The sequence below is a fragment of the Actinomycetota bacterium genome (assembly GCA_030774015.1).
In the GTDB taxonomy this organism is placed as follows: Bacteria; Actinomycetota; UBA4738; order UBA4738; family JACQTL01; genus JALYLZ01.
In genome coordinates, this window is sequence record JALYLZ010000048.1 from 1 (window position 1) to 18,971 (window position 18,971).

The window sequence follows — 18,971 nt, forward strand, 5'->3', positions numbered from 1 at the left end:
CATCTCCTGGTGAAAGCAGGGACTCCGCGATCCACGCATGGTGCACGACTACCTGGGAGGCCCTCTCGGCCTGCGGAGCGGCGGTTCAGGAACTGCTCATCGCGAACGGGATCGACATCTAGAACGACCCTGTGACGATCTCCCCTGCGGGTTCGTACGTCCCGATCACGACTCCGGTGGTAGAGACCTTGCTGTCCAGGAGCTTCAGCCCGGCAGGGATGGTGCCGTCAGAGAACAGCCGTTTCCCTGACCCGATGACGAGGGGAAAGACCCACAAGCGGTACTCGTCGACGAGGTGGTCGCGCATCAGCGTCTGGATCAGGTTCCCGCTGCCATGCACCTGAAGCTCCGGTCCGTCTTCCTTCTTGATCGCGGCGACACCTTCGGCCGCATCACCCTCGATCAGGACCGAGGGTCCCCACTCCAGCGTGCGATGGCCGCGCGACGCGACGTACTTGGTGGCGTCGTTCAATGGTTTGGCGCCGGCCTCCTCCGGTGCGGTTGGCCAATAGCCCGCGAAGATGTCATAGGTCTTGCGTCCCAGCAGGAGATCGAACGGCACGCTCATCGCCTCGGTCATGATCTGACGCATCTGCTCGTCCCAGTAGTTCACCGACCAGCCACCGAACGCGAAGCCGCCGCTGTCGTCCTCTTCAGGTCCTCCCGGTGCCTGCATGACCCCGTCGAGGGTCAAGAAGGTGCTCACGATCAGCTTTCTCATCTCTCGTGTCCTTTCGATCGGATCCCCGCCGGTCGGCCAGACCCATTGGAGTTGCCCCACGATGACCGCCTACGTGGGGGGTGGGCCCCGCGACAGCGAAAGGGCCGGGCCGGCACCCAATCAAGGGGCTGGCCGTTCACCTGAGCCTGGACAGCTACGGGCGACGCGGACTCGAGTCCAGTTACCGGCTGATGTGGAGCACCCGGCCGAGGCCTCGGGCGGTCCCTCCGAGCACTCGGCGGGTGGCGAACCCGAGGAGGACCAGCGGTCCGATCGGGCGCGGCCTGGCGTGCTCGATCTGCGCCTCGACTGCTCGCTCCTTCCGCGCTGTTCGCGGGGCTCGCGCCGGGCGGGCCGAAACCTCTTCCTCGTCGCGTTCGAACACCACCGCTCCCACCGCCGCGATCAGGACCAGGGCCACGGGCACCAGCGCCCACACGTACGGCGGGATCCCCTTGGGGCTGCCAGAGGTGGGCGCGACCTGGAGGGCGCTGCCACCGGTTGGCGGCTGAGTGGTCTGTGTGATCGGCTGCGGGTTGCCGCCGCCGCCTCCGCCGTGGCTGCCCTTCCCAGGCTTTCCGCCGAAGATCGAGCCCTGCACCGACCCGCCGCCCGTCCGGAACGGCGGCTTGTAGTACAGAGGACCGTTGTAGCTGAAGGTCGGCACGGTGCTCGAGCCGAACGACGATCCCGGACCGGCCACGTCGGACGGAGGCGTTCCGCTGGTCCCTGACCCACCCGTCCCACCAGAGCCGGACCCACCGGTCCCACCCGAGCCGCCGCTGCCACCTGACCCGCCGCCGCTGCCACCGCCACCCGAGCCGCCACCGCCACCCGAGCCGCCGGACCCGCCGCTACCGCCGGATCCTCCCGACCCTCCGGTGCCGCCACCCGACCCTCCGGTCCCGCCCGACCCTCCGGTCCCGCCCGAGCCACCGCTGCCACCCGATCCGGTGTCGGACGGCGAAGGTGAAGGCGCCGGAGCAGTGGACTGGGAGGAGAAGTTCGCGCTGCCGTCGTAGCCGGAGTCGGTCACCGTCACCGGCACGACCGTGACGGTGTAGGAGCCGACCGGGTTGTTCACGGTCACGCTCTCGGAGGTGCCCGACGAGGAGGCCGAGGCCCCCGCGGAACCCACGATCAGGTCGAAGTTGTCGCCGGAGTCCGGCCAGCTGATCGCGACGGTGACGCTGCCCGTGTGGTCGTTCCAGTAGGAGGGGTCGACGCTCACGGAGAGAGTGAACTGGTCACACAGCGATGCGACGCAGGCCGAGGAGCTGGGAACCCGCCGCCAGCGTGTAGTACGCACCGCTCCAGGAGGCCGAGGAGTTCGACGGTCCCACGGAGCCGGAGGAAGGGGAGGCTGCGAGTCCCGGAGAGGCCACCGCGACGACCAGGACAGCGGCCGCGGCGGCGACCAGGAGCCCGCGAATGCTCCCCCACATGTTCCTCATCACGTCCCCTCCGGCCCCTCGAACTCACCCTTCAAACGGGCAATTACAAACGAACGACTCTGTCACGCTGGACGGTGGGCATGTACCCGCCCGATGTTGGCCCCAAACCGCGGGCGCGGGGGCGCGGGATGGCCGGAGCTGCCCCCGAGCACCAGGGGTTGACGGGCGCTCCGGTGCACGGATTGGGCATGGTGGCCTGCGGTGGCAGCGACAGCATCTTGATGGTCGTGGGCTGCGGATAGTGCGTGGGCGGGTTGTCGGAGCAGGGCGGAAGCCCCGAGGACTGCTGGATGCCGGAGGCGCACACGATCTCGGCCGCCAGCGACGGGTCGCCCAGCGCGGGTCCGCCGCACGTCCCGTCCACGGTCTGGATGTCCGGGGGGTCGCTGGTGAGCGTCCCGGAGGTGTCCGTGTTGTCGTGGAAGCAGTTCCCCGGCACCACCGAGACCGTCGCGTTGCCGATGTCCGCGTTCCCCGGGTTGCCGAAGAACCCGTTGTTGGTGAACTGGTTGCCGGCGACCTCGTTCCCGAAGGCCTGGAAGTAGCAGATGGGCCCGGTCTGGATTCCTCCCTCGCAGTTCGACATGGGCGGCGGCGTCTCGTCATCCGGGAAGTCGTGGATCAGCATCCCCCACGAGCCGTTGTGCACGATCCGGTTGCCGACCACGGTGTCGTTCTGGCCGCCGGAAGTCTCGATGCCGGTACCGACCGGCGCCGCCCCGGCGATGCCGAACGACGGCACGTTGGGGCTGTTGTTGTCGTGGACGTGGTTGAAGCGGAACACCGTGCAGGAGCCGGTCCCGGTCGGTCCGGTCTGGCCCGCCGGGCAGGCCCCCTCCTGCGGCGGCGGCGCGTCGTCGTTGTTCAGGCTGTTGGGGACGATCCCCGACCGGTTCCGGTCGAACTCCGAGCGCTGGATGATCAGGTTGCCGCCGGAGTTCGTCCCCGAGTACCCGAGCGCGCTGTTCTCCGCGTGGGCGTCGGTGATCACCACGTTGCAGTCCGGGCAGGCGCCCACGTAGTACGCCGAGTCGCCCATGTTGCTCGCGTACGTGTGGAGGAGCACGCCCGGGCCGTAGGAGTTGCTGGCGAAGATGCCGTACACAGGAAGTTGCAGGCGGTGAGGTTCTCGACGAAGACGCCGTCGGTCTCGAACACCTCGATGCCGTTGCGGCCCTCGGTGGAGCCGTCGACGGCCGTCGGCCCGAAGTCCTGGGCCGCCGGCGACGGATCGCATGGCCTGGGTATGGAGGCCGCCGGCGACGCCTTCGTGCCATCGAGGATCACGTGGTTGCGGTCCATCCCGCGCAGGTGGATGTTCGGCGTGGTGATGTAGACGCCGGCCTGGTCCGACCCGTGCTCGCGGTAGTCGCCGGGCCCGATCAGGATCCAGTCGCCGGGACTGGCCGCATCCACCGCGGCCTGGATGCTCGAGTAGCCGCCCGGGACCCCGTGGAACGAGCCGACCAGCAGGACCTTCGGAGCGGAGGTGGAACCCGCGACCGCGGGAACGCCCGGGCTGAGCGCCACGAGCCCCACCGCGGCCATCGTGGACAGCAGCGCGGATCGCACGTCGTACCTCCCTGGGATGCGGGCGCGCCCATCTGCGCGAAGCAGGGCGAGCGCGGATGGCTTCTACCCGGCGCCCTTCGCGTCAAACGTCGCCGGCGTGTGCCGGGGCTTGAAGGGGGAACAACGCCTGGGATGGCTTCAGATGCTTCCGACGCCAGACACCCGCCGGGTCCGCTCGAGAACCAGAAGCACGGCGAGACGGCCGATCCGGGCCGTCCGCAGCCCGAGGCGGCCGAGGTCGAGAGCGCCCGGCTCCTCGCTCCAACGAGGCGCGCGAGGACCTCCTGGCCAGCGGGTTGAGCGACCGCGAGATCCGTCGGTTGGCGGACGCGTACATCGCCGAGGACCGTGGAACCGACCTCCCCGGATTCCTGAAATGGGCCCGCGCGCGAGCCGGTTCCGGACAGGCGTAGCCCGAGCCAGGCGGCGCCTGCGGAGCCGCATGCACGTTCCACTACAATCGGCCCGGAGACGTGGCTGAGTGGCCGAAAGCAGCCGCCTGCTAAGCGGTTAGGGGGTTGATAGCTCCCTCGCGCGTTCGAATCGCGCCGTCTCCGCCAGTGTCCGGGGTAGCGTGCTAGTCGCGGGAGGAATCGGCTGGGTTGAGCGGCACGGGCCGACCCATCGGGTCATGGCAGATCCAAGCGCACCCCAGACTGCTCGGCGTCCGTCGAGTCGACCAGCGCATGCGTTGCCGTCAATCTGCCGAGAGTCGCACTCCGATCGTCCCACGGCATCGCCGCGGTCCAACGCCACGCATGGGCCAGGACCTTGATCAGGACATCCGTTCGCCCATTGCGGGAGAGCACCCGAAGCGCCGTGAGGTATTCGTTCCGGAAAACTATCGGAATGATGATCCGGGACTGCCCCACGGCGGACAGCTCCGCACACATTGCGGCTCGGGCCACGCGCCCGTTCCCGTCGTCGAAGGGATGGACCTCGGAGACGAGAAAGAGCTGGAAGGCTGCCCGCGCGAAGCCGGGGGGCAGCCGCTGTCCCAGCTTGAAGCCTTCGACAAGGGTTCCTTCCGCCAGGCTGTGGTCCACGAATACGTAGGAGCCGGCCTGGTTGGCACGCTCCTTGAACAGACCAGGTCGCTTGCTCGGCCGACCGCTCATGACGGCTGAGTGACGGAGCGTCAGGAGATTGAGGAATTCCTCGGCGTCGGCAGGCACGGCGGCTCGGCCGACTGGATCGGACACGATCCGATAGGTGCCCAGGATGTCGTGCGCGTCCTCGGGCCTGCTCGCCGGGACGTCGCCCGAACGGATGATCTGCTCCGCTTCGTCGATCGTGAACTCGGTTCCTTCGATGAAGTTCGAGAAGTACGCCTCGAAAAACGGCAGCGTTCCATCCAGGTCGCCGGGCGGAGGCGGCAGGGCTTCGGGAAGGCCGAGCTCCGGGGAGGGCGCGGTGAGCGCGTCCGCGAGCTGTCTGAACCGATCCAGGCGGGAGGGATCCCATTCCCGGCCGCCCGTACGGGCGACGAGGAGGGCGGCGGCGCCCTGCCGGATAGGGCGGGTCCCGGCCACGGCGCCGATGAGATCCTCAAGCGGTCGCCGACGTTCGGCGTGGCCGATAGCCTCCACGATCTCGATCCCCCTATCACGAACGGACTGGAGCCAGCCGTCCGGTCGGAGTTGCACCTTGCGGACGAGCCACTCCTCGATCTCGGCTCGACCCATCGTTCGCGCCGGGCGGCCTGCGCGGGTCATCGAGAGTGCGAGGTTGTCCACGAGGGTCCGTGCGTCGGAGGTGATCCGCAGGCCCGAAGGCCAGGGCGGATCGTCATCGAATGCGGGAGCCCCAGGACGTGGAACGATGGTCAGCCCCGGAAGGACGATGTCCCGATGGCGCTCGTCGGAGATGATGAACAGGAAGCCGTCGACCGGGAGCCCGTTGTTCGCCGCTGAGCGATCGGCCACGATGGCATCAGGCGCGATCCGGGCCAGGATCTCCCAACGGTTCCCGTCGACGAGAAGTTCGGGTGGGGTGGTGAGATCCGCGGTGTAGATTCCGGCCGCGAGCCGACGGATCCGACCCGATGCAACCGCACGAGACAGGGTCGACGCAGGTGCGACGTCGTTGAAGAAGACCGATCCACGGGCCGTTGGCCACGGGGTGGTAGTCGTCCGTGTCATCCCGGGGAAACACTCCCGCACGTGCCGATGCAAGAAATTGTCATGAGGCCAAGGATAACGGAAGAATCTGCTCCGAGAAGGCAGCTCTCCTGCGGCGACGGCTGAAGTAGATGTGCTGAGCAATGGACAGAGCGCAAGAAATTGTGCCGAGCTGCCATCGCAGCCGAACCGCCAGCGACTCCGCCTCGGTCGCTGATACTGGTTGGCGGATCCGCGTTCAGCTGCTGTCGGCCGGCTCTCGCCGCAACGGGCTCCGGGCGGCCGCGTAGCCCGCCGCGTAACCGGCGGCCGCCGCCGCGGCCGCGGTGGCGCCCACCGCGGAACCCAACAGCGTGCGCCGCCTGGCCACCCGGAGGTCGATCACCTGCCACCCGTTGGCCCGGGCCACCCGCAGCAGCGCGCGGTCGGGGTTCATCGCCACGGGGTTCCCCACCAGCTGGAGCAGCGGCAGGTCGTTGACGGAGTCCGAGTACGCGTAGGAGCGGAGCAGGTCGATGCCGCGCGCGTCGGCGAGCTCCTTCACCCGCCGGGCCTTCTCCTCCCGGCTGCACAGCTCGCCCTCCAGGTGCCCGGTGTAGACCCCGTCGGCGACCGCGGCCTTCGTGCCGATCACGCCGTCGATCCCGAACTCGGCGGCCAGAAGGGACAGGAAGTCCTCCGGAGACGACGAGGAGATGTAGACCTCCCGTCCCGCCCGCTTGTGCCGGTTCATGAGCTCCACGGCCTGGGGGTAGAAGCGAGGCAGCAGCTCCCGCTCCACCACCAGGCGGCCCATGGCCTCGACGTCCGTCTTGGCCCGTCCCTTCACGGCGCCGAGCGTGGCCTCCCGGGCCCGCCGCATTCGTTCCTTGTCCTCCTTGCCCGACAGGCGGTAGAGCAGCTGGTCCGAGGCGATCCGCGCGATGTCGCGATTGGTGAACACGCCCTGCCGGTACATCTCCCGAGCCAAGGGGAACAGGGCCGCGCCCGGCAGGAGCGTCTTGTCGAGGTCGAAGAACGCGGCCTCCCGGGGCGGCTGGGACGGTTTCGAGGGAGTCATGTCGGCCCATATCCTCCTACGAGGAGGGGCCGTCCGACACCGGGGCGAGCGTGGCCCCACGCCTCTATCATGGGTGGTCTCCTCGATGCGCCCGTAGCTCAATTTGGATAGAGCGTCTGACTACGGATCAGGAGGTTGGGGGTTCGAGTCCCTCCGGGCGCGCTGACGAAGCGACCTGGCAGTCGTTTCGAACTTTCTCCCGTCGAAGTCACGGCTCCTTCGGCCTGGGGGCATCAGAGTCCCGCCCGGTGGGAGAAAGACTCAGGTTCCGAGCCGGCCCCCTGCGCTCACCGCGAACAGCCGCCACTCTCCGGGGACGCCCTTGAGCTCGTGGGAGCCTCGATCCTCGAACTCGATCCCCGAACCTGCGACCAAGTCTTTCACCGTGCTCGACACCAGCACCTCGCCCGAGCCGGCCATCGCCGCAACGCGGGCGCCGATGTGTACCGCAATGCCCCCCACGTCATCCCCCATCAGCTCGCACTCGCCGGTATGCAGCCCGGCACGGATCTCGATCCCGAGCAGGCCACCGGCCGAGACGATGGCCTGCGCGCACTGGATCCCCCGGGCCGGTCCGTCGAACGTGGCCAGGAAGCCGTCGCCGATGGTCTTCACCTCGCGGCCTCGGAATCGAGCGAGCTCCTTCCGGATGGCTTGGTGGTGGCCGTCGAGGAGGTCGCGCCAGCGCCGGTCCCCCTGCTGGGCGGCGAGCGCCGTCGAGCCGACGATGTCAGTGAACAGCACAGTCGCGAGCACACGATCCGGCTCGGACGCGGGCCGGATCCCGGTGAGGAACTCCTGGACCTCGTCGACCAGCGTGTCCTGGTCGCCGACGAACGGTGCGTTGTCCGTCCCCGGCAGCTCGACGTACTTGGCGCCGCGGAGAAGTTCGGCGATGACCCGGCTTCCACCCACCGGCCGCATCCGGTCGCCCGTCCGGTGCACCACGAGGGTCGGCACCCGGATCGCCGGCAGGACGTGCCGGATGTCGATTTCCGACGTCATCCGGAACCACCCCTTGGCCGCGCCAGGGCTCATGCTCCGCTGGAAGCGCAACAGCCACCGGCGAAAGGCCTCGTCCCTCGAGACGCTCGGCGCGACGGCGCCGGCCGCCACGACATCCCGCCCCCATCTGGTGTCGAGGATGTCGATGAACTGGTCCTGCGCCTCCTGGGTCAGGCCCCACGGGAAGTCGGGGCTCCACGATCCCTTCGCGAACGAGGCGTACAGGACGAGACCGGACGTCCGTTCCGGGTAGGTCGCGGCGAACAGCGCGGACATCGGTCCGCCCTCGCCCCACCCGAACAGCGCCGCCCGCTGGGATCCGACGTCGTCCATGACCGCCCGGAGGTCGTCCATGGTCTCCTCGAGCGTGGACGGCACGGGGGCGGGGTCGGAGAGCCCCGTTCCCCTCCGGTCGAAGAGCAGCAGCCGCGAGAACGAGGTGAGACGGTGGAGGAACCGAGCGTACGCTGGCCACTCCCAGTTCAGCTCCAGGTGGGTGGAGTAGGCCGGGGCGAACACCAGGTCGAGGGGCCCATCCCCCACCACCTGATAGGCGATGAAGAGCTCACCGCTCTTCGCGTACCTCGTCTCAGGCTCCATGGGTGCCATTCAGCGAATCCCCGCTCCGAGCACAGTCTCGCGCACCGGGCGACCCGGCGGGGCGCGTGAGAGGACATCGCGAGTCCGCCCCGCTCAGAGCCGGCGAGCCCCCCACGTGCCGAGCACCAGCTCGTGCAGTCGGCCGATCTCCTCTTGGACTTGAGGGTTCGAGTAGGGTCCAATCAGGGGCGCTCAGGTGATGTGTCGGGACATCGTGCACTCTCGGTCCCGGGACATCGTCCGGCGTTCAGGGTTGGAGGTTCAACGCCGCACGAGGCCAAAACCTGTAGAAGGGCTCCGGGCGTGACCGAAAGGTCTGGATTGTCTGGGTTCCCGGTGGTACAGTCCAGCCCCCATGCAGGTCGGGGCCATCCTGCCGTTCGGCGGCAAACACCGAGTCCTCACCGCGGCGCTGCTGTGCGCGCTGGCATTGGCCATGTCGGGTCCAGCCACGTCCTCACTGGCGCGGCCCGCCGCTGCCCCGGCGGCCACGCGGTCGGTGAGCCTGGACGCCTTCCGCGGCCTGGGCTCGTGGGTGGACATCTACGACACCGACGCGCTCGACGATCCCACCGCCGCCGTCGCGGTCATGGCGGCCCACGGCGTTCGCACCCTGTTCCTGGAGACGGGCAACTACCGCCACAGCGGCATGGTGTATCCGGGGAAGACGGCCGAGTTCATCCGGGCCGCGCACGCGCGCGGGATGGAGGTGGTGGCCTGGTACCTGCCCCTGTTCAAGGACGTCGACACCGACCTGGCGCGGGTCGAGCGCTCGCTCCAGTTCCGGACCTCGGACGGCCAGGCGTTCGACTCCTTCGGCCTCGACATCGAGGCGAACGTCGTCTCGCCCAAGCTCCGGATCCAGCATCTCCTGGAGCTCTCGGCCCGGATCCGCGACGCCGTCGGTCCCTCCTACCCGCTCGCCGCGATCATCCCCTCGCCCCGTGGAATGATCCGCGTGCCCACGTACTGGCCGGGCTTTCCCTACAAGCAGCTGCCGAAGTACTACGACGTGGTCATGCCGATGTCCTACTACACGTTCCACACGAACGGGCCGTGGGCCGCGCACAAGTACATCTCGGACAACATCCGCATCGTCCGGGAACGCACCGGCGACCCCACCATTCCCATCCACGTCATCGGCGGCCTGACCGAGGACACCTCCACCAAGGAGTGCCGGGCGTTCATGCGGGGGGTCCGGGAGAACGGGATCCTGGGGGGGAGCCTGTACGAGTACGCCGGGATGACCTCCGGACAATGGGCCGCGTTGCAGCAGATCCCGGCCAACCCGGTCGAGCGCCCCGCGCTTCCCGTTCCCGCGGGCGGGGGCGAGGCGCTCGGGAACATCCCCGGCGGCGACACCACGCATCCCAAGGAAGTGTTCTTCGCCGAGAACGGCAGCCCGGGGGCGTGGAAGCTGAGCTATCGCGTCTTCGACGTCCAGACCGGAGAGCTCCAGATCTTCGTGAACTGGCGGTTGCTCGGGACCGTGTACCCGACCGAGGCGGGGAAGTGGAGCCGCCTGCGGACCCGCTCCATCGACGATTCCTGGATCGACGACTCCGGAACGAACTTCATCGCGTTCGTCGCCGCCGGCGACTTCCCCGACTGGAGCACGTGGGGAGTCCGGGACGTCGCGGTTCGGCAGGCCTAGGCTTCCGCGGTTGCCGGTGACGCCCGTGCTGCCTTGGGACAATGCGATCTCGTGGTGCGGGACGGATGGACGCGCGTCCCGCGGGAGGGAGGATTCGTGAACGAGGGAACACACGGGCCTGACCGGCCCCAGGGGGACCCCCCGCCATACCCGCAGGGGGACCAGCCGCCGTACCCGCCGCCGGGAAGCGGTCCGCCCCCGGGCCCACCTCCCCCGCCCGTCCCGGTCGCTCCCGCCGAGGCGACCCCGCCGCCGCCCTCCGGACGCAACCGCGGGAAGCTCGTCGCCGTCCTGGTGGCCGCCCTGGTCATCGTCGGCGGCCTGGCGTTCGCGGCCATCAAGGTCTTCAACTCGGTCGCCGGCACCAGCGACGTCCTGGCGAAGATGGTTCCCTCCGACGCCGACGTCTACGTGACGGCGTACCTGGACCCGGGAGCCGGCCAGAAGCTGAACCTCCGGAACCTGGCTCACAAGTTCCCCGCGGCGGCCGGCAAGGACCTGGGCTCGACCCTGGACCAGACCCTCGAGCAGGCCCTGTCGCAGACCGGCCTCTCCTACGTCCGCGACGTCAAGCCGTGGTTGGGCACGCAGCTCGCCGTCGCGGTATCGCTGAACGGCACCGTCCCGCAGGCGGCGGTGCTGATCTCCTCGAAGGACGACGGGAAGGCCCAGGCCACGCTGCTGAAGGCGCGCGACCAGCTCTTGGGCCAACAGGGCCTGAGATGGACCAGCCAGACGCACGGCGGCGTCACCGTCAACGTCGGGACCGATTCGAGTGGTCCTCAGGCGGCCTACGCCCTGGTGGACCACACCGTGGTGCTGTCGAACTCGACGTCGCTCGTGGACCGGGTCATCGACACGACGCAGGGGCACGGCTCGAACCTGAACGACGACGACGCGTTCCAGGCCACGGTGTCCTCGCTGCCCAAGGACGTGCTGGGTCGCGTGTTCGTCAGCCCTGGGCTCTTGAACAAGCTGCCGGGACTGCTCGCGGGTGGGGCCGTAGGAGGCTTCGGTGGCCCCTCCGGCGTGATAGGCATACCCTCCGGCGTGACCGGCCTGCCCTCCGGGCTGCCCACCGTCCTGCCGTCGGTGCCGGGAGGGAACCCGCTGGCCCAGCTGAGCGCGTTCCGCGGCCTTGGCGCGTCGCTGTCCGCACAGTCGGACGGGCTGGCCTTCGACCTGTCAGTGGCGCTCGACTCCTCGAAGCTGTCCTCCTCCCAGAAGGAGGCGCTCGACGCGGGCTCCCATGAGAACGCCGTGATCGGGTTCGTCCCGAAGGACGCCCTCGGCGTGTTCGCGCTGACCGGGTTCGACAAGCTGGCCCAGAGCGCGATCGACCAGTTGGGCACGCTGAACCCCCAGGCCAAGCAGATCACCGACGAGATCGGCCTCACCTCCAACGTGCTGGGGGACCTGACCGGTGACATCGGGGTCGAGCTCCAGCCGGGGACGGGGGGCCCGCCCTCCGGGGCCCTGCTCATCGGGACCAAGAACGAGTCCAGCACGCAGGGCTTCCTCGACCGCCTGGCGACGTTCCTGTCGAAGCAATCCTCCGGCTCCGACCAGGCGATCACGTTCCAGTCGGAGAGCTACAAGGGCGTGACCATCAAGGTCGCGTCCGGCCCCGGGCTGGGGCCGACGGACCTCCAGCCGGCGTACGCCGTGACCTCGGGCATGGGCATCATCGGGGAAACCCCGGACGCGGTGAAGGCCGTGATCGACGCCCACGGCGGGTCCAACATCACGAGCACGTCCAACTTCACCGACACCTTCTCGCAACTGGAGAAGGCCAACAGCGCGCTCCTGTATGCGGACATCGAGGCCATCCTGTCGAAGCTGGTCCCTGCGGGGAGCCTGCCGCCGGACCTGCAGTCGAACGTGTCCCGGCTGAAGGCAGCCGCGCTCGACGTGTCCAGCTCGTCAGATCACGTGTCCGTCCGGCTGTTCTTCCTCATCAAGTAGGGCCGGGCGGGTGGCGGAGTTGGAGCCCGGTCCAGAAAGGCGGGCGGCGGAGCCCGGCGTGGACGAGAGGATGATGGGGCTCGCCCTGGAGGAGGCCCGCGCCTGCCTGGCGTGGGGTGACGTCCCCATCGGGGCGGTGGTGACCCGAGGGCAGGAGGTCCTGGCCGGGGCGGGGAACCAGCGCGAGCGACTGGGCGATCCCACCGCCCACGCGGAGATCCTGGCCCTGCGGGAGGCCAGCCGGGCCGTCGGCTCGTGGCACCTCGACGACTGCACGCTCTACGTCACGCTGGAGCCCTGCGCCATGTGCGCGGGCGCGGTGGTGCTGGCGCGCCTGGACCGCCTCGTGTTCGGGACGACCGATCCGAAGGCCGGGTTCGCGGGGTCGCTGGGTGACCTGGTGCGAGACCCCCGGCTGAACCATCGCGCCGAGGTCACATCGGGCGTCCGGGCCGAGGAGTGCGGGGCCGTCCTCCGTGAGTTCTTCAGGTCCCGGCGCTGAGGGAGGGCCTTCGGCGCTTTGCTACGATCCGCCCGGAGGCGTGCCGGAGCGGACGAACGGGACCGCCTCGAAAGCGGTTAGGGGCTTGACCGCCCCTCACAGGTTCGAATCCTGTCGCCTCCGCAATCCGGAACCCTGTGGGGCGGGGCCTGCGCCCGCCCCACCGCGTTCGAACCGCGGTGTCCGAACCCCGTTCCGTAGAATCTCCCCGGTGGCTTGCCCGAGTGGACGAAGGGGCACGCCTGGAGAGCGTGTAGGGGGGCAACCCCCTCCCGGGTTCGAATCCCGGAGCCACCGCCTTTCGCGTACAACGAGGCGGGAACCCCCCTTCGATCGCGAGCGTCGGTAGAGCGTGGACACCAGCCCGTCCGAACCCGAGCCGCCGGCAGAAACCGGATCGGGCGGCCCGTCCTTCGGCAGGGGCGTCGTCGCCGTGGTGGCGTTCGTCGTGCTGGTGGGTGGATCGGTCCTCGCTTGGCGGCTCGTGACGCCCGGCCATGCCGGGAGGCCGAGCCGGGCGGATGCGACCTCCGGGTACTACGTGCAGCTTCCCGATGGACCCGAATCCGGTAGCCAGGTCGTCGCCACGACCAACCTTCCGGAAGGAACCCTCTTCGAGACCCACGACGAGGTCTTCGGCTCGGACCCCGGATCGTCCGCGGGTGACGACTTCGGATGCTGCGAGAAGGTACAGGACGGCCAGATCGACCTCACGGTCGCCAACACCACCTGCAACCTGTTCGTCGGCGGTGGAGCGAGTTCGGGGTTCTCCGTCACGGTCACCGTGCGCCAAGTGTTCGACGACTTCGAGCCGTCCGTGCCGAACGGGCAGACATGGAAACCCCCCCGGCAGCCCCCGGACGTCCTCGCCGTGCTGGGTCAGCACTTCGAGAATCTGACCGGGGATCAGGTCGTGACGCTCGACGATGGGACCAGGCTGCTGGTCGTCACCGGGAAGTACGGCTGGCAGGGCCCCCAGTGCGGGGGCGATCCCCTTCCGCTGTTCGGGGGGCCGGACTGCAAGCCCGACCAGGAACAGCTCCAGGGAGAGGACCTCGAGTCCGCGATGGGCGAGATCATGGGTGCCCTCAGCCAGGCCCGGATGTGCGAGTTCTGGGGGATCGAGCTGCCACCCGACGTGGAGGCGCAGCACCCCTGGCCCGACTTCGCGAAGCAGTGGCGGGACTGGTTCCTGAACCCGCCGAAGGACTTCTCGGACGCGAGGTCGGACGCGTACTGGGACCTCGAGCCGTTCACCTGGCACCTCGTGAGGCAGCAGGGAGATCGGTACTTCGTGGACGTCACCGACCACGACCAGACCATCATCAGCCTCGAGATCGACGCCCTTCCCGACTATTGCTCGAGCTGCGATCCGAACGTCGTCCCGTTCTGGGGCGTCGTGGACTGGACCCTCCACTGAGCCGAAACGCCGGGCCTCGTCCGTAGCCTCGCGTCAGCCGAGGCGCCACCGAGCCGGGGCTTCGCGAACACCAGGTCCGAGTACAGGGCGCCGTAGCGGTCGCTCGTGCCGTCGCCGACGAAGGCCACGGGGCCGTGGCGCTCGCGAAGCCGCACCGCGGCGAGCATCTTGCAGGTCCCGCACCCGACGCAGACGGGATGGCCGCCCAGGTGGGCGAGCCGGCCACCATCGAACTCGTTCGTGAGGACGGGGAGCGATCCCAGCCCCGCAGCTTCCAGCATCGGCCGGATGTGGAACCCGAACCCGTCGCTCACCACCTCCACCGCCAGGCCGGCACCCCTGGCCCAGTCGACGAACGGGGGAAGGGTCGGGTCCACCGAGTGGCGTTCCAGGGCGAAGGACACCATCTCGTCCCGCGAGGCCCTGAGCATGGCCGCCTGGCGGTCCACGCACTCCCGCAGGCCGATCTCGCCGCGCTCGACCGCCTCGTCGAGCGCTTGCCACCCGGGTTCCCCGAACTCGACGAGCAGCGCTTCGGAGACGTCGGTCGGACACGCCGTTCCGTCGAAGTCCAGCAGCACGGCTCGGACCGGGAGCATGGGTGCAGGCTAGCCCGGCGGCCGGGATCGGTGGTTCGCGTTGCGTCCGGCCATTCCCCGGGGGATACTCGGCTGCCCGCCAGCGAGGATCGAGAGGAGGGATGGACATGGCCACGACCGTCGCCACGCACCACGTCGAGCCGCATCCCTCGAGGGTCGCCCACTAGCGCCACCGCGCGTTCAGCGTTCCGGCCGCCTCCCGAGGGCGGCCGCTTCTGTTTCCAGACCCGATTCGAAAGGGGGCCATCCATGCCTGAGCTCGCCACGGCACCTCACGTTTCCATCACCCGCTCACGACACCATGGAGGCCAGGTTGCCAGCTCACGCGGAACTCGAACCGTTCCTCGACGATGGACTCATCACGGGCGTCCGGTACGCTCTCAAGAGCGGAAAGGAGGCCGACGTCTACCTGTGCGACGCGGGCCCGTCCACCGGCCGGAAGCTCCTCGCGGCCAAGGTCTACCGGCCCCGGCACCACCGGGACTTCAAGGACGACTCGATGTACCGAGCCGGCCAGGTCATCACCAAGCGGCGCGAGCGAACCGCCGTGGAGAAGAAGACGCGCTTCGGGCGGCAGCTCGACCACGCGTTGTGGGTGGACCGCGAGCGTGAAGCCCCGACGACCCTGCATGCCGCGGGCGTCGACGTCCCCGAGCCGTTCGGCGGCAGCGAGTCCGCGATCCTCATGGGCTACGTGGGAGACGAGGATGGGCCCGCTCCACAGCTCCGCCACGTCGACCTCGACGCCCGGGAGGCGCGGGAGCTGTACGAGCGGGTGGTATGGAACCTGGAGACCATGCTCGCCAACAACCTGGTCCACGGGGACCTCTCGCCGTACAACATCCTGTGGTGGGAGGGCGACATCACCATCATCGACCTGCCGCAGGCGGTGGACCCTCGACGGAACCCGAACGCCCACGACCTCCTGGTCCGGGACGTCCAGAACGTGACCGCGTTCTTCTCCCGCTTCGGCGTGCGGACGAACGCGGACGCCCTGGCGCACGACCAGTGGATGCGTTTCCTGTTCGCCGACCTATGACGGTGAGCGATTGAAATCGCTCAAACGCTAGGGATTTCGCATACGAATCCCTGGCGAGGGTCTGTCTCAGTTTGGAGGAACTGCCCTCACCAGCCCATGTCTCGCGAGACCTTCTCTCTGGCCTCGTCGATCTGCTGTTGAGACACGCCCTCCACACCGGCCTGTTCCAACTGGTCAAGCAAATCCACGAGGAGCCTGCTTCTCGGCTCGATACGTGATTGGGATCGCATTGAGATCCACGGCCATGAGCCAATCGTAGAGAACGATCGCGTCGGCCTTCCAAAGTCTGAGTTCGACCCTGTCGATTTCCTCCGCCATGCCGGAAGGATACCCAGGCGAGGTCCCAGGTCGCTTCTCGTATACTCGTCGCGGTGACCGTGCTAGGCGGGGAGCTAGCGGTGCCCTGTACCCGCAATCCGCTCCAGCGGGGCCGAATTCCCGCCCGCGGCCCGAAGGGTCCGAGGCTGCCCCCGGTACGGGGCGTCGATGGTCGGGTCCTGCGCGACGCCAACTTGTGAAACCCGTCAGGTCCGGAAGGAAGCAGCGGTAAGCAGGCGCTGGCGGGTGCCGCAGGGACGCCTGGCCGGAGCCGCCGGCCGGGAGAGCGCCCGAGTCCTTCGCTCGTCAACGGCGGGTGCACGGTCACCACTTCCTTCCCCCCGAGGCGCCGCCGTGGATGTCGCCCGGGGGCGGTAGGCTGGCCGGGAACCGGAAGGCGTGGGTGATCGTGGCCGAGGAGAAGCAGTACCAGTCGCTGTACCGGAAGTACCGCCCGCAGGTCCCCGAGGAGGTCCTGGGGCAGGAGCACGTCGTGCGGGCGCTTGTGGGCTCGGTCAAGGAAGGGCGCCTGGCCCACGCGTTCCTGTTCTGTGGTCCCCGGGGGACGGGCAAGACCTCCACGGCCCGGATCCTGGCCAAGATGGTGAACTGCGAGCAGGGGCCCACGCCCGAGCCGTGCGGGGTCTGCGAGCAGTGCCTGCGGATCCGCGACGGTTCGCATCTGGACGTGGTGGAGATCGACGCGGCCTCGCACGGGGGCGTGGACGACGCCCGGGAGCTCCGCGAGCGGGCCCCCACGGCTCCGGCCCAGGGCCGCGAGAAGGTCTACATCATCGACGAGGCGCAGCGGCTGTCGCGGGAAGCGTTCGACGCGCTGCTCAAGGTGTTCGAGGAGCCGCCCCCGGGCGTGCGGTTCGTCCTGTGCACCACGGAGCCCCACAAGATGCCGGCCACCATCGTGGGGCGGTGCCAGCGGTTCGACTTCCGCCGGGGATCCGGGGACGTGGTCGCCGGCTACCTGATGGAGCTGGCCAAGCGGGAGGACGTGGTGCTGGACGAGGCGGCGGCGCACGTCATCGCCCGCCAGTCGGAGGGGTCGTTCCGCGACGCGCTGTCCCTGCTGGACCAGGCGTCGGTGCTGGGCGGGGGCAAGATCGACGCGGAGGTCATCCAGTCGCTCCTCGGGGCGCCTCGCGCCGAGGTGCAGTACGCGATCGCCGACGCCGTGGCGGTCGGCGACACGGCGGCGGTGTTCGAGCTGGTGAACGGGCTGGTCCAGGAAGGCCAGGACCTCCGCCACGTCACCGTGCAGTGCCTCCAGCACTTCCGGAACCTGCTGCTCGCCAACACCGCGCCCGGCCAGGCCGACCTGGTGGACGTTCCGGAGGACGAGTACGAGCGGCTGCGGACCCAGGCTTCGAAGCTCCAGCCGGCCGAGATCTCCCGGGTCATCGCCCTGCTGCTTGCCGCCCAGACCGACATGCGTTGGACCACGTCGCCCCGGCTGACCCTGGAGCTGGCTCTGGTTCGGGCGTCGATGCCGGAGGCCGACCCCTCCGCCTACGGCCTGGTGGGGAGGATCGAGCGGCTGGAGCGGCTGGCCGGGGTGGAGGCTAGTGCTGGTGGTTTGGGGCCGGCGGCGGCTCCTCCGCGGGCCAGTCCCCACCCTACCCCCGCTGCGGAGCCGCCGCCGTCCTCTGCTTCCCTTCGGCGTGCGCCGGACCCACCTTCCGACCTGGCCTCTCCGGCCGCCCCGGCGGCCGAGGACCAGCCGGCATCTTCCGCAGTAACGGGTCCCGATGTGGACGTGCAGATGCTTCGGCGGTCGTGGCAGGCGGTGCTGGAGCGGGGGGGGCCGGTGTTGCGGGGGCTGCTCGAGACCGCGACCCCGGTGGCCTACGACGGGACGACGCTGGAGCTGGCGTTCCCGCCGAACCGGAAGTTCGCTGCCACGCGCGTGGCCGAACGGGAGCAGGAGCGGCTTCGGCGCACGCTCCAGGAGGTGCTCGGGATCTCTCCGAAGGTCAAGTGCCTGGTCCGCGAGCCGGCGGCCGGGCCGCCCGTGGCGGACGAGGACCCGCCGCTGTCCGAGGAGGCCGCGCTGGCCAGGCTCCAGTCGGAGCTTGACGCGACCATCTCCGCGGAGCCCGAGTAGCGGGCGCCCATCGACATGTACGAGGGGCCGATCCAGGAGCTGATCGACGAGCTGGCCAGGCTTCCCGGCGTCGGGCCCAAGTCCGCCCAGCGCCTCGCCTTCCATCTGGTGAAGGCTCCGTCCGACGAGGCCCGTCGCCTGGCCGACGCCATCGTCCAGGCCAAGGAGCGCATGCGGTTCTGCCGGGAGTGCGGCAACCTGGCCGAGCAGGAGCTGTGCCGGTACTGCCGCGACCCCGGGCGTGACCCCACCCTCATCTGCGTGGTGGAGGAGCCCAAGGACGTGGTGGCCATCGAGAAGGCCGGCGTGATCAAGGGCCGGTACCACATCCTGGGAGGTGCCATCTCGCCGCTCGACGGCGTGGGACCGGACGACCTCCGGGTCAACGAGCTGCTGGAGCGGGTCGAGCGCGACGGGGTGGTCGAGGTCATCCTGGCCACCAACCCCAACCTGGAGGGGAACGCCACGGCGATGTACGTGGCGGCCCTGCTGAAGCCGATCGGGATCCGGGTGACCCGGCTGGCCAGCGGCCTCCCGGTGGGCGGGGACCTGGAGTACGCGGACGAGATCACCCTGGGCCAGGCCCTCGAGGGTCGCCGCGAGATGTGAATGTGGCGGACCGGGATCACGATGCGCCGCCCGGGCCCGTCCTCGGTGAACCCCGCCGCTATCTGCTGCTGGCCAACCCGGCCTCCGGCACGAAGGAGGACCGGGAGCTGGTCCGCCGGGCCCGCCAGGGCCTGGGAGACGTCCAGGAAGAGCGGATAGCTCCCGGAGTCGACCTCGCCGCCGCGATCCGGGCGGGTGTCTCCGAGGGGCGGATCGT

General features: G+C 69.4%; 18 protein-coding genes, 4 tRNA genes and 1 other RNA gene. 13 read left to right on the plus strand and 10 right to left on the minus strand.

The window, feature by feature from the left end:
* Positions 1-118: 118 nt before the first annotated feature.
* From M3Q23_04840 to M3Q23_04860, 5 genes are all read right to left on the minus strand, one after another.
* Positions 119-721, minus strand: a complete 603-nt coding sequence (locus tag M3Q23_04840; protein MDP9341438.1) for a dihydrofolate reductase family protein — start codon at positions 719-721, stop codon at positions 119-121.
* A 181-nt stretch (positions 722-902) separates the two neighbouring features.
* Entirely contained in the window at positions 903-1,952 is a 1,050-nt protein-coding gene (locus M3Q23_04845; GenBank protein ID MDP9341439.1) for a hypothetical protein, read from the minus strand.
* A gap of 16 nt (positions 1,953-1,968) precedes the next feature.
* Entirely contained in the window at positions 1,969-2,175 is a 207-nt protein-coding gene (locus M3Q23_04850; protein MDP9341440.1) for a hypothetical protein, read from the minus strand.
* Between the two features lie 43 nt (positions 2,176-2,218).
* Entirely contained in the window at positions 2,219-3,214 is a 996-nt protein-coding gene (locus tag M3Q23_04855; protein MDP9341441.1) for a hypothetical protein, read from the minus strand.
* A complete protein-coding gene (locus M3Q23_04860) occupies positions 3,163-3,747 on the minus strand; it encodes a hypothetical protein (protein ID MDP9341442.1) in 585 nt (194 codons plus the stop codon). Before M3Q23_04860 ends, M3Q23_04855 begins: the two co-directional genes overlap by 52 nt.
* A 467-nt stretch (positions 3,748-4,214) precedes the next feature.
* On the opposite strand from M3Q23_04860, the gene M3Q23_04865 reads away from it, so the two are divergent.
* Positions 4,215-4,307, plus strand: a tRNA-Ser gene (locus M3Q23_04865).
* A gap of 69 nt (positions 4,308-4,376) precedes the next feature.
* Here M3Q23_04865 and M3Q23_04870 read toward each other — a convergent pair.
* On the minus strand, positions 4,377-6,011 hold the full coding sequence (locus tag M3Q23_04870; GenBank protein MDP9341443.1) for a Fic family protein: 1,635 nt from the start codon (positions 6,009-6,011) through the stop codon (positions 4,377-4,379).
* 94 nt (positions 6,012-6,105) lie between these two features.
* Complete coding sequence (locus M3Q23_04875; protein ID MDP9341444.1) at positions 6,106-6,927, minus strand: HAD-IB family hydrolase; 822 nt, start codon at positions 6,925-6,927, stop codon at positions 6,106-6,108.
* Positions 6,928-7,014: 87 nt separating this feature from the next.
* On the opposite strand from M3Q23_04875, the gene M3Q23_04880 reads away from it, so the two are divergent.
* Positions 7,015-7,089 (plus strand) — tRNA-Arg (locus tag M3Q23_04880).
* 99 nt (positions 7,090-7,188) lie between these two features.
* Here the strand turns inward: M3Q23_04880 and M3Q23_04885 are convergent.
* Complete coding sequence (locus tag M3Q23_04885; GenBank protein MDP9341445.1) at positions 7,189-8,532, minus strand: adenylate/guanylate cyclase domain-containing protein; 1,344 nt, start codon at positions 8,530-8,532, stop codon at positions 7,189-7,191.
* Between the two features lie 355 nt (positions 8,533-8,887).
* On the opposite strand from M3Q23_04885, the gene M3Q23_04890 reads away from it, so the two are divergent.
* The 6 genes from M3Q23_04890 to M3Q23_04915 all read left to right on the plus strand — a co-directional run bounded on the left by M3Q23_04890 (position 8,888) and on the right by M3Q23_04915 (position 14,073).
* Positions 8,888-10,186 carry a hypothetical protein gene (locus M3Q23_04890; protein ID MDP9341446.1) on the plus strand — a complete coding sequence of 433 codons (1,299 nt, stop codon included), beginning with the start codon at positions 8,888-8,890 and terminating at the stop codon, positions 10,184-10,186.
* A gap of 51 nt (positions 10,187-10,237) precedes the next feature.
* On the plus strand, positions 10,238-12,151 hold the full coding sequence (locus M3Q23_04895; GenBank protein ID MDP9341447.1) for a DUF3352 domain-containing protein: 1,914 nt from the start codon (positions 10,238-10,240) through the stop codon (positions 12,149-12,151).
* A gap of 73 nt (positions 12,152-12,224) precedes the next feature.
* Positions 12,225-12,653 (plus strand): tRNA adenosine(34) deaminase TadA, encoded by a 429-nt coding sequence (gene tadA / locus M3Q23_04900; GenBank protein MDP9341448.1) that lies wholly within the window; start codon positions 12,225-12,227, stop codon positions 12,651-12,653.
* A 34-nt stretch (positions 12,654-12,687) separates the two neighbouring features.
* A tRNA-Ser gene (locus tag M3Q23_04905) sits at positions 12,688-12,776 on the plus strand.
* A gap of 87 nt (positions 12,777-12,863) precedes the next feature.
* Positions 12,864-12,950, plus strand: a tRNA-Ser gene (locus M3Q23_04910).
* A gap of 55 nt (positions 12,951-13,005) precedes the next feature.
* A complete protein-coding gene (locus tag M3Q23_04915) occupies positions 13,006-14,073 on the plus strand; it encodes a hypothetical protein (GenBank protein MDP9341449.1) in 1,068 nt (355 codons plus the stop codon).
* On the opposite strand, the gene M3Q23_04920 is transcribed toward M3Q23_04915, so the two are convergent.
* Entirely contained in the window at positions 14,007-14,672 is a 666-nt protein-coding gene (locus M3Q23_04920; GenBank protein ID MDP9341450.1) for an HAD-IB family phosphatase, read from the minus strand. The genes M3Q23_04915 and M3Q23_04920 overlap by 67 nt on opposite strands.
* Before the next feature lie 313 nt (positions 14,673-14,985).
* Here M3Q23_04920 and M3Q23_04925 point away from each other — a divergent pair, with 313 nt between their 5' ends.
* A complete protein-coding gene (locus M3Q23_04925; GenBank protein ID MDP9341451.1) occupies positions 14,986-15,711 on the plus strand; it encodes a serine protein kinase RIO in 726 nt (241 codons plus the stop codon).
* A 174-nt stretch (positions 15,712-15,885) separates the two neighbouring features.
* On the opposite strand, the gene M3Q23_04930 is transcribed toward M3Q23_04925, so the two are convergent.
* The gene (locus tag M3Q23_04930) at positions 15,886-16,029 is read right to left on the minus strand and encodes a hypothetical protein (GenBank protein MDP9341452.1); all 144 of its coding nucleotides are present in this window, start codon (positions 16,027-16,029) and stop codon (positions 15,886-15,888) included.
* Between the two features lie 57 nt (positions 16,030-16,086).
* Here M3Q23_04930 and ffs point away from each other — a divergent pair.
* The 4 genes from ffs to M3Q23_04950 all read left to right on the plus strand — a co-directional run.
* Positions 16,087-16,353, plus strand: an RNA gene (ffs, locus tag M3Q23_04935) — signal recognition particle sRNA large type.
* Positions 16,354-16,387: 34 nt separating this feature from the next.
* The gene (gene dnaX, locus M3Q23_04940) at positions 16,388-18,145 is read left to right on the plus strand and encodes a DNA polymerase III subunit gamma/tau (protein ID MDP9341453.1); all 1,758 of its coding nucleotides are present in this window, start codon (positions 16,388-16,390) and stop codon (positions 18,143-18,145) included.
* Between the two features lie 15 nt (positions 18,146-18,160).
* A complete protein-coding gene (recR, locus tag M3Q23_04945) occupies positions 18,161-18,754 on the plus strand; it encodes a recombination mediator RecR (protein MDP9341454.1) in 594 nt (197 codons plus the stop codon).
* Between the two features lie 2 nt (positions 18,755-18,756).
* The coding region (locus tag M3Q23_04950; protein MDP9341455.1) for a hypothetical protein at positions 18,757-18,971 on the plus strand (215 nt) is incomplete at its 3' end.